The organism is Pseudomonas shirazensis (assembly GCF_014268785.2).
GTDB classification, from domain to species: domain Bacteria; phylum Pseudomonadota; class Gammaproteobacteria; order Pseudomonadales; family Pseudomonadaceae; genus Aquipseudomonas; species Aquipseudomonas shirazensis.
The window spans coordinates 67,210-80,289 of record NZ_JABWRD020000005.1; the positions used below are offsets into that span (position 1 = coordinate 67,210).

9 protein-coding genes are annotated in these 13,080 nt (G+C 61.3%); 8 read left to right on the forward strand and 1 reads right to left on the reverse strand.

Translation table 11 applies throughout. The annotated features are described in order from the left end of the window. Window positions 1–26 precede the first annotated feature (26 nt). The gene (gene glpD / locus HU736_RS21070) at window positions 27–1,565 is read left to right on the forward strand and encodes a glycerol-3-phosphate dehydrogenase (protein WP_186700767.1); all 1,539 of its coding nucleotides are present in this window, start codon (window positions 27–29) and stop codon (window positions 1,563–1,565) included. 45 nt (window positions 1,566–1,610) lie between these two features. Here the strand turns inward: glpD and HU736_RS21075 are convergent, their stop codons facing one another. Further along, window positions 1,611–5,918 carry an NEL-type E3 ubiquitin ligase domain-containing protein gene (locus HU736_RS21075; protein ID WP_186700769.1) on the reverse strand — a complete coding sequence of 1,436 codons (4,308 nt, stop codon included), beginning with the start codon at window positions 5,916–5,918 and terminating at the stop codon, window positions 1,611–1,613. Between the two features lie 324 nt (window positions 5,919–6,242). Here HU736_RS21075 and HU736_RS21080 point away from each other — a divergent pair, with 324 nt between their 5' ends. The 7 genes from HU736_RS21080 to HU736_RS21110 all read left to right on the forward strand — a co-directional run bounded on the left by HU736_RS21080 (window position 6,243) and on the right by HU736_RS21110 (window position 13,078). After that, window positions 6,243–7,157 carry a glutamate/aspartate ABC transporter substrate-binding protein gene (locus HU736_RS21080; RefSeq protein ID WP_101321852.1) on the forward strand — a complete coding sequence of 305 codons (915 nt, stop codon included), beginning with the start codon at window positions 6,243–6,245 and terminating at the stop codon, window positions 7,155–7,157. A gap of 97 nt (window positions 7,158–7,254) precedes the next feature. Further along, entirely contained in the window at window positions 7,255–8,001 is a 747-nt protein-coding gene (locus tag HU736_RS21085; protein WP_103438369.1) for an amino acid ABC transporter permease, read from the forward strand. Next, window positions 8,001–8,672 (forward strand): amino acid ABC transporter permease, encoded by a 672-nt coding sequence (locus HU736_RS21090; RefSeq protein ID WP_101321854.1) that lies wholly within the window; start codon window positions 8,001–8,003, stop codon window positions 8,670–8,672. The genes HU736_RS21085 and HU736_RS21090 overlap by 1 nt, the downstream gene beginning before the upstream one ends. Then, a complete protein-coding gene (locus HU736_RS21095; protein ID WP_101321855.1) occupies window positions 8,669–9,403 on the forward strand; it encodes an amino acid ABC transporter ATP-binding protein in 735 nt (244 codons plus the stop codon). The genes HU736_RS21090 and HU736_RS21095 overlap by 4 nt, the downstream gene beginning before the upstream one ends. Window positions 9,404–9,471: 68 nt before the next feature. After that, on the forward strand, window positions 9,472–11,376 hold the full coding sequence (gene aauS / locus HU736_RS21100; protein ID WP_103438370.1) for a two-component sensor histidine kinase AauS: 1,905 nt from the start codon (window positions 9,472–9,474) through the stop codon (window positions 11,374–11,376). A 13-nt stretch (window positions 11,377–11,389) separates the two neighbouring features. Continuing rightward, window positions 11,390–12,718 (forward strand): two-component response regulator AauR, encoded by a 1,329-nt coding sequence (aauR, locus tag HU736_RS21105; protein ID WP_101321857.1) that lies wholly within the window; start codon window positions 11,390–11,392, stop codon window positions 12,716–12,718. A gap of 24 nt (window positions 12,719–12,742) precedes the next feature. Next, window positions 12,743–13,078: a GlpM family protein gene (locus tag HU736_RS21110; RefSeq protein WP_186700771.1), complete on the forward strand. Its 336-nt coding sequence runs from the start codon at window positions 12,743–12,745 to the stop codon at window positions 13,076–13,078. The last annotated feature ends 2 nt before the right edge of the window (window positions 13,079–13,080 follow it).

Sequence of the window (13,080 nt, forward strand, 5' to 3'; positions counted from 1 at the left end):
GGTATCAGCCTCAGGAGGCCTTGCCCGTGTCCCAGCCCGTTTCCTCCCAGCCCGTCCCTGCCGATTGCTACGATGTTGCCGTGATTGGCGGCGGTATCAACGGTGTGGGCATTGCCGCTGACGCTGCCGGGCGCGGCCTGAAAGTGTTCCTTTGCGAAAAGGACGACCTGGCGCAACACACCTCCTCGGCCAGCAGCAAGCTGATCCATGGTGGTCTGCGCTATCTGGAACATTACGAATTCCGTCTGGTTCGTGAGGCCCTGGCTGAACGAGAGGTGCTCCTGGCCAAGGCTCCGCACATCGTCAAGCCAATGCGCTTCGTACTGCCACACAGGCCGCACCTGCGCCCTGCGTGGATGATCCGGGCGGGGCTGTTCCTCTATGATCATTTGGGCAAACGCAAGCGCCTCGGCGCGTCGCGCAGCCTGCGTTTTGGCGCTGGCAATCCGCTCAAACCATCGATCAGCCGGGGTTTCGAGTACGCCGACTGTGCTGTCGACGATGCCCGTCTGGTGGTACTCAATGCCATGGCTGCCCGCGAACACGGCGCACATATCCATACTCGTACGCGCTGCCTCAGTGCCGTACGCCTTGACGGCATGTGGCAGGTCGAGCTGCAGGAGACCAACGGCACACTGCGCACCATTCGTGCCCGTGCGCTGGTCAACGCGGCAGGCCCGTGGGTGGCCAGCTTCATCAAGGACGACCTCAAGCTACAGGCCCCTTACGGCATCCGTCTGATCCAGGGCAGCCACCTGATCGTGCCGCGCCTCTACGAGGGCGAACATGCCTATATCCTGCAAAATGAAGACCAGCGCATCGTATTCTGCATCCCGTATCTTGAGCGTTTTACCCTGATCGGCACTACGGACCGCGAGTACACCGGCGACCCGGCCCAGGTTGCGATTACCGAACAGGAAACCAGCTACCTGCTGAAGGTCGTCAACGAGCATTTCAACCATCAGCTGAGTGAGGCCGACATCCTGCATACCTATTCGGGTGTGCGGCCGCTGTGCAACGATGAGTCGGACAACCCCTCGGCAGTGACACGCGACTACACTCTTGCCCTCTCCGCGCAAGCCGGCCAGGCGCCGCTGTTGTCGGTATTCGGCGGCAAGCTTACGACCTACCGCAAGTTGGCCGAATCGGCCATGGCTGAACTCAAGCCATTCTTCACCCAGATGCGCGGCAGCTGGACGGCCACTGCACCACTGCCGGGCGGCGAGAATATGACAACGGTACCGGCGTTGGTCGATGCCGTTACGGCACGTTTCAGCTGGTTGCCCGTGGACATGGCCAAGCGCTGGGTACTGGCCTATGGCAGCCGCGTATGGCGGCTGCTTGATGGCGCCAACGGCCCCGAGGACCTGGGCCAGGCGATTGGCGCCGGGCTGTTCACCCGCGAGGTGGATTACCTGCTGGAGGCGGAATGGGCCCAGACAGCCGATGACATCCTCTGGCGTCGTGGCAAGCTGGGCCTGTCGCTGACCGCACAAGAAAACACCGACCTGGAGCAATACCTGAAGCAGGCTCGTAAGATTCGCGCCGACCGCCGCGCAGCCTGATCATGCCGGCCCAGCTCTCTTGATTCTTCAAGGGGGCGTGCACGCTCAGCGTTCATAGGCTTCCCGAGCAAGGCGCACCAGCAGTGCACGCTCGCTGCGGTCGTAATCAGTCCTCAGTGCTTTACAGCGTTGCAGAAATTCGCTTTCGTCGATCACTTGCTCATCAACCTGAGCCTGCAACGCCTCCATGCGCTGGTGCAGCGGCTGCACAAGCTCTTCAAATCGCTGCGCATGAAACTCCCGCGCATACTGTTCCCAAAACGGTCGCTGAGCCAACGATTGAATCAGGGTTTCGACCGATTCGTTGCTCAGCACGATGTCCTGCGCCCGCAGCAGATCACTGGTGGTGATGTTCGCGAAACCCGGGTAGTGCATTTCGTCGATCTCGATCGGCAGGCCCAGGGGATGCGTAAGCCGCTGCCGGTAGAACAGCCTGACCTCGATTTCATCGACATGTGGAGCATGCTCGGCCCGCATGCGTTGCACGTGCAGCGTAGCCAGGCGGTCGACCTCGTCGAGCCTGGACAGGCCACGGCCCAAGCCCAGCAAGCGGGCTTCGATCCGGTAACCATGGGCATCTTCAACAGCACGCTGCACCAGCACGCCGAGCTCCATCTGCTCCAGCAGCAGGAGCAGCCGGTCTTCACAGCTGCGTGGGCCAGATGCCTCGAGAAAGATCTGCTGTCGCAACTGCTCATGCTGTTCGCAGGTTTCCAGAATGCGCCAGATACGGCTGCGGTAATGCCCGGAGTGCTGCTCGAAGTCCTCGGTGTGGGCGAAGTCTGCCAGGAAGCGAAATAGCCCTTGCGACTGCGGTTCTTCAAGCAGTGCTGTCCAGGTCGCCTGCTGGCGGTCACGCTCGGCGGAATCCGCGGCACTGCCGGCCCACCTGTTGAACAGATTGCTGTCAACCGCACGATGCCGTGCGGACGCTGCCCCCCATTGCCCCGGGCTAAGCCCGCGGGCTTCATCGAGCAGCGCTTCGTCAGTTGCGTTCAGCGGGTTGTCGTGCAAGGACAACTGTTCTACCTGCAGGCGCAACTGTTGCACCTCTCGACGTAGTTCGCGAATGTTGTTGTTGCGCAAGTCCACAAAAGCACGAAACGAAACCCGCTCAGGTAACGCCTCCAGGCCGACAGAGCGCAGGTTGACCTCCCGCAAATGGCCCAGACGGGTCAATACCGGTGCCCTCCCCAACGGGTTGTGGCTGAGGTCGATACGTCGCAGTGCGCTTGCCCCAGCAAGCCGCAGTTCCCCGCCCTCGTCCATCACCACCCTGTTGCGCCGCAGATTCAGATACCGCAGGTGGGGCATCTGTTCAATGCCGTGGGGGATCGCAGCCAGGCGATTGCCGGATAGGTCGAGCTCCACCAAATTTGGAAAACGCCTGAGAAATTCCCCATCGATTTCAGTCAGGCCCATGTCGGTCAGGATCAGACGCCGGACATGGTCAAAGCTCACCCCCTGCGGTAAATCGGGCAGGCTACCGATTCGCTCGCCGTCGATAAGCAACGCGTAGTCGCCGCGCTCATCCGTAATCTTTCGCCGCCAGCTGCGCCGTATCGCCGCAGCGACCCGGCGCCGGCGCAGCGCATCCAGCGGATTACTGGCGTCCCTGCGCCAATGGCGCAACCCTCGACGCAGGCTCGACAACTGGTCCATCAGCTGGCCGTAATGTTCCCACAGCCCTACCCGCCGCTCCGTGAGGTCTAACAGATAGGCTTGTAGTTGGTCGTCCGTCAATGTCGGAAAAACCTGGTTAATACCACGCCTCATCGTCCGCCGGCTGCTCTCGCCTCGGCCACTCAATGGGTAACCGACACGCCCGTCACCCAACCGGGTCGGCGGCCGCAGGCCGGCGCCCAGGCGCGCCATGCCACAGAGCTCGGCCGCCTGGCGGCGATCAGTGGCGGCTGCTTCGATCAGCAGCGTGCCCAAGGCGTCAGGACTGACCCCGGCATCGCCAAGATCGACTGTTTGCGTCTCGTCAAGCGCAGCCAGCACTGCAGCCAGATAGGAGCCAGAGGTGGAGTGCCCCGCATAGCGGTAGCCGTCGCTGCGGCGCACGATACACCGCACGTCCGGGGCCTCCTCTGTGCCAATACTGGCCAGGTGCCGGCCGCTCTGGCTGCCTTCACGCACTTCGATCCGCAGAGTTTCCGGCCAGGCTACCTGACGCCTCAACAAGCCAAGGGCCAAGCGTTCAGTGTCGGGATTGACGCACCGCGGCAGGCGCAAACCGGCGCACGCCCGATCCAGGCGGCTTTCGCGCAGTGACCATCGGGCGCGCTCGGCCACCGCCAAGGGAATACGCTGTGCGTCGCTGAGTGTATCGAGTTGGGCCCCGCTGCATTGCTGCAGGACCTCGCGCGTGCAGCGAATCGACAGGCTCGGGAATGTTCGCTGCAGTAGTCGCTCAATGCCCTTGGGCCGCACCTGCCGCGCGGCAACGTGCTGGGCCAGGCGCGGCGCGCCGAAGTCTGGATGTTGTTCATGCGCCTGATGAAGCTCTAGGGCATCAAGCAAGCGTGCAGGTGGGCCCATGTGTTCCACATGCAAACGACGAATCTGTGCTTCGGTGAGCCCGGTCACCTGTAGGAGATAGTCGCAGGTTGCCTCCGGCAGCTCTGCCAGTGGAGTACTCAGGCGACGGACCAGATTGGCCCTTCCTGCCCAGTGCTGGGGAGCTTCCAGTTCGTGGCGCCAGCCCCCGCCGCCGTTCTCTTCGATAACCGGCCGGTAAGCACTCCTGCGACGTGGGTGCATGATCCTCGAGCGGCCGTCCTGAGGATTGTCAACAACCCGGTAACGCCCCTCGTCGACATGCCAGAGCCATTCCTGTGCGCCTACACGACGTACAGGCTGGGCATCGTAACCCGGCAGGTCTGTGGCCATGAGTTTGACCTTGCCAGTGGAGGTGTACGCCGGAGCCAGGTCATCCACGAAAGCCAAGCGTTCAACGGCGCGTACGGCAAGTTTGCTGCCGCCAGCGATCAGCACGCCGACTACGACGTTCTCGGCAACGTTGAACAGGTGGTTCAAGGCCCCTTCGCGGTCACCCATGCGCCAGTCTTCGTATCCTTCGTACACTTCGCCTACAATCTGTACCGCGTTCGCCACCATCAGCACTGCGCCAAGCACCGGCACGAAGAAGCCGGCCAAATTGAGCACATTCAAACCCAGCTCCATGTAGCCCTGCATGCGCGCCTCCCGGTCCTCGTCGTCTTCGACATTGGTGGGCACGGCGAGTACCTGAGCGTCGTCCATGATCTTGGCGAGATATTGCCTGCGCAGGTGTTCAAACGGCGAGTCGGTGATCGGGGCCGAACGGGCATCGAGCTCCACTGAGGCTGCGCGCGCCTCTGAAACCCGCTCGTTCAGTACCCGATAGAAATTGATGCGCTCACGCTCGCTTACAAAGCGTGCAAAAAAACGTCGGTACGCCGGTTCACGGAAACGCTCGCCAAGATGCCGGTTCAGCGCTGCCCAACTGGCATGACGGGAAACAGGCACCTGAGGGTCGTCAGGTATCCAGAGAACCACCGACTCCACTGCCTCGTTGAGGGAAGGGCGCACTTCCAGCGCCAGCACCCCTTGCACCGGTCGACCCAGCAGGTACAACTGACGAGGCACAACCGTGCCCACCACCGACGGAACCACCGGCTTTTCGCTCACCTGCGGCAACAACAAGAAATAGGTGCGCTCGTCAATATCGCCTTTGAACGCAGCGATCCGCATAGCCACTTCGAAATTGGCCCTGAAATTGGCTTCGAACAGCCCGTGCAAACGGGAGGTCGCCTGGCCCGGCTCATCCTCCGGGCCGTCTTCAGGCTGTAGATGGCGCGCCAGCAACGCCTGGTACTTGCCACCTACATCAATCTCGCGACACGCGGAGGCGAAGGCCGGAAAGCTCATCGGCAAGCGAGCGCCCTTGCAGTCGACCAGTTCTCCCTTGAACTGCAGCCTAGGGCGCGTTTCCACCCGGTGATAGTTATGCAGCGCCGCTTCCAGCAATGACCGCTTGGAACGACGAATGTAGGTGGAATGCGGCAGTGCCGGGGATAAGGTAGGCACCACCAGCCGCTGCGAGACGCGCACCTTGCTACCAGTCACGTCCGGGTTGCTGATACCGCTCGCGCGCAGTTTCGGCTTGAGCAAGTCTTTCGCAAAGGTATGCAAGGAGGGGATGGCTTTCAGGACCGGATCAAGCCGTGAATGGCACAAGGCCTGGCGGCTCAAGGCATGGCGAAGGGCATCGAGCCTTTCCGGTTGCGTGTGGTCCACCAGCCATCTAGGCAGGCATTGGGCGATGAGGGTATCAATGGAGTCGCTCTGGGGCTGATCAGTGGGCATGGGCGAGCCTCGGCTGGCAAAGCGCACAGCACACCAAGTGAACGCCCCTGTCGTGCATTACATAGTTATCGCATCGGCTGTATGCCAGCGCCTCGCGTTCGGATAACCGAACACAAAACCGTGCATCGTTCGGCAGGTCGAACATCTGCGGAACTTTCAAACAGTCAAACTCACGCAATGATAAGTCGTTAAGGTCGACAGCATGGCTTGGCACGAGTCATGCTCTACACTTGGAAGCCGAATGCACCGCTTCATGCTGTATTCGTTGAACGAAGAGTCCGCCAACGGCTCCATAAAAAAAACAAACATGTCGAGGAAAATTTGATGCGTATCGTTCGTCAATTGCTGGGCGCCGCCATCGCGGCTGCTGTTATCGCTTCGCCGGCCATGGCTGCAGAGCTGACCGGCACCCTGAAGAAGATCAATGACTCGGGCACCATCACCCTGGGCCACCGCGACGGTTCCATTCCGTTTTCCTACATTGCCGATGCCTCGGGCAAACCGGTCGGCTACTCCCACGACATTCAACTGGCCATCGTCGAGCACCTGAAAAAAGAGCTCAACAAGCCGGATCTGAAAGCCAGGTACAACCTGGTTACTTCCCAGACCCGTATCCCGCTGGTGCAGAACGGCACCGTTGACGTCGAGTGTGGTTCCACCACCAACAACGTCGAGCGCCAGCAGCAGGTCGATTTCTCGGTAGGCATCTTCGAAGTGGGTACTCGCCTGCTGTCGAAAAAGGATTCTTCCTACAAGGATTTCGCTGACCTGAAAGGCAAGAACGTGGTGACCACCGCCGGTACCACGTCCGAGCGCATCCTCAAGGCCATGAACGCCGACAAGCAGATGGGCATGAACGTGATTTCCGCCAAGGACCACGGCGAAGCCTTCCAGATGCTCGAATCCGGCCGTGCAGTCGCCTTCATGATGGATGACGCCCTGCTCGCCGGTGAAATGGCCAAGGCCAAGAATCCAAACCTCTGGGCCGTGACCGGCACCCCGCAATCCTATGAAATCTACGGCTGCATGGTGCGCAAGGGTGATGCACCGTTCAAGAAAGCCGTCGATGACGCGATCGTTGCGCTGTACAAGTCGGGCGAGATCAACAAGATCTACGACAAATGGTTCACCCAGCCAGTCCCACCAAAAGGCCTGAACCTGAACTTCCCGATGAGCGATGAGCTGAAAGAGCTGATTGCCAATCCTACCGATAAAGCGGCAGACGAAAAGAAGTCCTGACCCGCAGCTAGTTAGTGTCTAACCTTTCATCCGAGGGCGCTCGCGCCCTTGGATGTTCGAAGGTGCCCGTGAAACAACGATCCGAGGGGAAATCCCGATGAATTACAACTGGGACTGGGGCGTGTTCTTCAAGTCCACTGGCGTCGGCAGCGAAACTTACCTGGACTGGTACATCACCGGCCTGGGCTGGACCATCGCCATTGCCATCTGCGCCTGGATCATTGCCTTGCTGCTGGGCTCGCTGCTCGGCGTCATGCGCACCGTACCGAACAGGCTGGTATCAGGGATCGCTACCGCCTACGTCGAATTGTTCCGCAACGTGCCGCTGCTGGTGCAGCTGTTCATCTGGTACTTCCTGATCCCCGACCTGTTGCCCGAAGGCTTGCAGGAATGGTTCAAGCAGGACCTCAACCCGACTACCTCGGCATTGATCAGTGTGGTCATCTGCCTGGGCCTGTTCACCGCAGCGCGAGTCTGCGAACAGGTGCGAACCGGTATCCAGGCATTGCCACGCGGGCAGGAATCTGCCGCTCGGGCAATGGGCTTCAGCCTGGCCCAGATCTATCGCAACGTACTGCTGCCGCAAGCGTACCGGATCATCATTCCGCCGCTTACCTCGGAATTTCTCAACGTCTTCAAGAACTCCTCGGTCGCCTCGTTGATCGGCCTGATGGAGCTGTTGGCGCAAACCAAACAGACCGCTGAATTCTCGGCCAACCTGTTTGAGGCCTTCACCCTGGCCACCTTGATCTACTTCACCCTGAACATGGGCCTGATGCTGCTGATGCGCATGGTCGAGAAGAAAGTGGCCGTACCTGGCCTGATTTCCGTAGGAGGCAAGTGATGGAACTGGACTTCTCGGACATCATCCCCGCGCTGCCGGGCCTGTGGAACGGCATGCTGATGACCCTGCAATTGATGGTCATGGGTGTGGTCGGCGGTATTGCCCTGGGCACCGTGCTGGCGCTGATGCGGTTGTCTTCGAGCAAGCTGATGGCAAACATTGCCGGCGCCTACGTCAACTACTTCCGCTCGATCCCGCTGCTGCTGGTGATCACCTGGTTCTACCTGGCAGTGCCGTTCGTGCTGCGCTGGATCACCGGCGAAGACACACCAATCGGTGCGTTCACCTCGTGCGTCGTGGCCTTCATGATGTTCGAAGCGGCGTACTTCTGCGAAATCGTCCGCGCCGGTGTGCAGTCGATTGCCAAAGGCCAGATGGGTGCTGCCCAGGCGCTGGGCATGACCTATGGCCAGACCATGCGCCTGATCATCCTGCCGCAGGCGTTTCGCAAGATGACCCCACTGCTGCTGCAGCAGAGCATCATCCTGTTCCAGGACACTTCGCTGGTGTACACCGTGGGCCTGGTCGACTTCCTCAACTCGGCCCGTGCCAGTGGCGACATTGTCGGCCGCGCGAATGAATTCCTGCTCTTCGCCGGTCTCGTCTACTTCATTATCAGCTTCTCCGCTTCATGGCTGGTCAAGCGCCTGCAAAAAAGGATCACCGTATGATTTCCATCAAGAACGTCAACAAGTGGTACGGCGACTTCCAGGTGCTCACCGACTGCACCACCGATGTCAAAAAGGGTGAAGTGGTCGTGGTCTGCGGGCCTTCCGGTTCGGGCAAGTCGACCCTGATCAAGTGCGTCAATGCGCTGGAGCCTTTCCAGAAGGGCGACATCGTCGTTGATGGCACCTCGATCTCTGACCCGAAGACCAACCTGCCCAAGCTGCGCTCGCGGGTCGGCATGGTGTTCCAGCACTTCGAGCTGTTCCCGCACCTGACCATTACCGAGAACCTGACCATCGCGCAGATCAAGGTGCTTGGCCGGAGCAAGGAAGAAGCAACCAAGAAAGGCCTGGCCCTGCTTGAGCGCGTTGGCCTGTCAGCCCACGCCCACAAGCACCCTGGCCAGCTATCCGGCGGTCAGCAGCAACGTGTGGCGATTGCCCGCGCCCTGTCGATGGACCCGATCGTCATGCTGTTCGACGAACCAACCTCGGCACTTGACCCGGAAATGGTCAGCGAAGTGCTCGACGTAATGGTCCAGCTTGCCCACGAAGGCATGACCATGATGTGCGTGACCCACGAGATGGGCTTTGCTCGCAAAGTGGCTGATCGGGTGATCTTCATGGACAAGGGCAACATCGTCGAAGACTGCACCAAAGATGAATTCTTCGGTGATCAGACTGCCCGCGACCAGCGCACTCAGCACTTCCTCAGCAAAATCCTGCAACACTAAGCCGGCCGCAGCGCCCCTGGTTCGGTCCGATCCGGGCTGGGGGTGCTGGTCGTGACAAGGCTACTGTGATGAAATGCGACCCCTCGCTCCTGCGCCCTGCCCTGCCTGCCGTGAAATCCCGTCTGATCCGCCAACTGCTGTTACCACCTCTGATCATCCTGCTGATGGTCGGCCTGGGCCTGATCGGCTATGTGCTCAGTGACAACAGCGGTATTCGTATCCTCAGCGAAAACGGCGAACGGCAACTCGAGCTGCACGCGCGCACAGTCGAGAGTGAAATCAGCAAGTACACCTATCTGCCGAGCCTGCTTGAGCTGGAAGACAGCGTATCGCAACTGCTCAGCGAGCCTGAGGGCGGTGCGCGGCAGAGCGTCAACGAATACCTTGAAGGGCTCAACCGTCGTAGCCGCAGCCGGGCCATCTTCGTCCTCGATACCAGTGGCCGAGTCCAGGCGACCAGCAACTGGCGCGACGCTGATTCATTTCTGGGTGAAGACCTGTCTTTCCGTGCCTATTTCCAGGACGCGGTGCGGGGCGAGCCTGGGCGCTTCTACGGCATCGGCAGCACCACCGGCGAAGCCGGCTACTACCTGGCTCACGGCCTGGAAGAGCACGGCAAGATCATCGGCGTGGCCGTGATCAAGGTCCGCCTGGACACCCTCGAAGAGCGCTGGCAGCGTGCCCGCCTCGAGGCTTTTGTCAGTGATGAAAACGGCATCATCATCCTTTCCAGCGACCCAGCGAGGCGGCTCAAGGCAGTCCGTGCACTGAGTCCGCAGACCAAGGAACGCCTGGCGCGCAGCCTTCAATACTACTGGTGGCCACTGAACGAGCTGGAGCCGCTGGCCCGCGAAACCCTCGCCGATGGCGTCGAGAAACTGACCTTCCCGGCCAATAGCGAAACCGCCCAGGGCAAACTGCACGAGGTCACCTACCTGGCGCAGACCCGTCGCCTGGCTGATACGCCGTGGCACTTCACCCTGCTCACGCCACTGCAGGACCTGCGCCGCGAGTCGATGATCCAGGGCGTGCTGGTCGCGGTGGCCTTCGCCTTGCTGACTATCCTTGGCATTGCCTGGAACGAACGGCGCAAGGTCATCGCCACGCGCCTGGCCGCACGTGAGGCGCTGGAAGAAGCCAACAGCCACCTTGAACGCAAGATTGCCGAGCGCACGGCGGACCTGCGCGCCAGCAACGAACGCCTCAAGGGCCAGATTCGCGAGCGCCGGCATGCCGAACAGACCCTGCGCCAGGCGCAGGACGAGCTGGTCCAGGCCGGCAAGCTGGCGGCCATCGGGCAGATGTCGACCAGCATCGCCCACGAGCTCAACCAACCGCTGGCAGCGCTGCGCACGCTGTCGGGCAATACCGTGCGTTTCCTTGAACGCGGCGCACTGGAAACTGCCAGTGCCAACCTGCAGACCATCAACGGCCTGATCGACCGCATGGGGCGGATCACCGCCAGCCTGCGCTCGTTCGCCCGCCGCGCCGATGACGGTGGCCAGGCTTCGCTGGCACAGGCCGTGGAGGCCAGCCTGCAGGTCTTGGCCAACCGGATTGCCGGCAGCCATGTGCAGCTGCACAATCTGTACGAGGATCAATTGCTGGCCATCGATCAGACCCGCCTCGAGCAGATTCTGGTCAACCTCATCGGCAACGCGCTGGACGCCATGGCCAGCCAGCCGCAGCCGCAGCTGTGGCTGGAAGGTGAACTCCAGGCCGACAAATACCGGTTGCTGGTGCGCGACAATGGTCACGGTATCGATGACGATACGCGCAAGCACCTGTTCGAGCCGTTTTTCACGACCAAACCGGGCGAACACGGCCTGGGCCTGGGTCTGACCTTGTCTGCAAGCCTCGCAGCTGCCGCCAAAGGTTCACTCAGCGTCGAGCACCCCGCCAGCGGCGGAACGGCGTTCGTCCTCGCCCTGCCGCTGGTCAACGCCCCCACAGAACCGCCACAGCAGCCATGAGCGAAGGGTCCCCATGAACCAAGCACCCTTGACCGTCCTGATCGTCGAAGATGACCCGCATGTACTGCTCGGCTGCCAGCAGGCGCTGGCTCTGGAGGACATCGCCTGCGAAGGCGTGGGTAGCGCCGAGCTTGCCCTGGAGCGCATCGGCGACGACTTCGCCGGCATCGTGGTCAGCGACATCCGTCTGCCCGGCATCGATGGCCTGGAGCTGCTGAGCCGACTCAAGGCCCGTGACCGCGGCCTGCCGGTGGTGCTGATCACCGGCCACGGCGACATCGACATGGCTGTCGGCGCAATGCGCAACGGCGCCTACGACTTCATGGAAAAACCGTTTTCGCCCGAGCGTCTGGTCGAAGTGGTACGCAGGGCCCTGGAACAACGCGGCCTGGCCCGCGAGGTGGTGTCATTGCGCCGCCAGTTGGCCAGCCAGAGTACGCTGGAGGGCCGCATCATCGGCCGCTCACCGGCCATGCAGGAGCTGCGCGAACTCATCGCCAATGTCGCCGACACCTCGGCCAATGTATTGATCGAAGGTGAGACCGGCACCGGCAAGGAACTGGTCGCCCGCTGCCTGCACGACTTCAGCCGGCGCCAGGCGCAACCGTTCGTCGCGCTCAACTGCGGCGGGTTGCCGGAGAACCTCTTCGAAAGTGAAATTTTCGGCCACGAGGCCAATGCCTTCACCGGTGCTGGCAAGCGCCGCATCGGCAAGATCGAGCATGCCAACGGCGGTACGTTGTTCCTCGACGAAGTCGAGAGCATGCCGATCAACCTGCAGATCAAGCTGCTGCGCGTGCTGCAGGAGCGGACTCTGGAGCGGCTGGGCTCGAACCAGAGCATTGCAGTGGATTGCCGCCTGATTGCCGCGACCAAGTCTGATCTGAATGCGTTAGGCCAGAGCGGCCAGTTCCGCAGCGACCTGTATTACCGGCTCAATGTGGTTACCCTTGAGCTGCCGCCGCTGCGCGAACGACGTGAGGATATCCTGCAGTTGTTCGAGCATTTCCTGCAGCAGTCGGCGCTGCGCTTTGACCGCGAAACACCTGAGCTGGACAGCCACACCCTGTCGCGGTTGATGTCCCACGACTGGCCAGGCAACGTTCGCGAGCTGCGCAACGTCGCCGAACGCTATGCGCTTGGCTTGCCGGCATTCAAGAAAACCGCCAGCGGCGGCGCCAGCCAGGGCCTGGGTTTTGCCGAAGCGGTCGAGGCATTCGAGCGCAACCTGCTCAGTGATGCGCTGCAACGCAGCGGCGGCAACTTGAGCCAGGCCAGCCTGGAGCTGGGCATGGCCAAGACCACGCTGTTCGACAAGGTGAAAAAATACGGCCTCGGCTGACCTCAACTGCTACGGGAAAATTCTGTGGACCTGGTATTCAAAGCTGCCCTCGGCGCCGGTGTGGTGATTCTGCTGGCGCTCCTGTCGAAGACCCGTAATTACTACATTGCCGGTCTGGTGCCGTTGTTTCCGACCTTCGCCCTGATCGCTCACTACATTGTCGGCAAGGGCCGCTCGATCGAGGACCTGAAGACCACCATCCTGTTCGGCATGTGGTCGATCATCCCCTACTTCGTCTATCTGCTGACGCTGTATGTGCTCGTCGAGCGCATGCGCCTGGAAGCATCGCTGGCGCTGGCCACGCTGGCCTGGCTGATCGCCGCGACCTTGCTGGTGACCGTATGGGTGCGCCTGCACTGAGC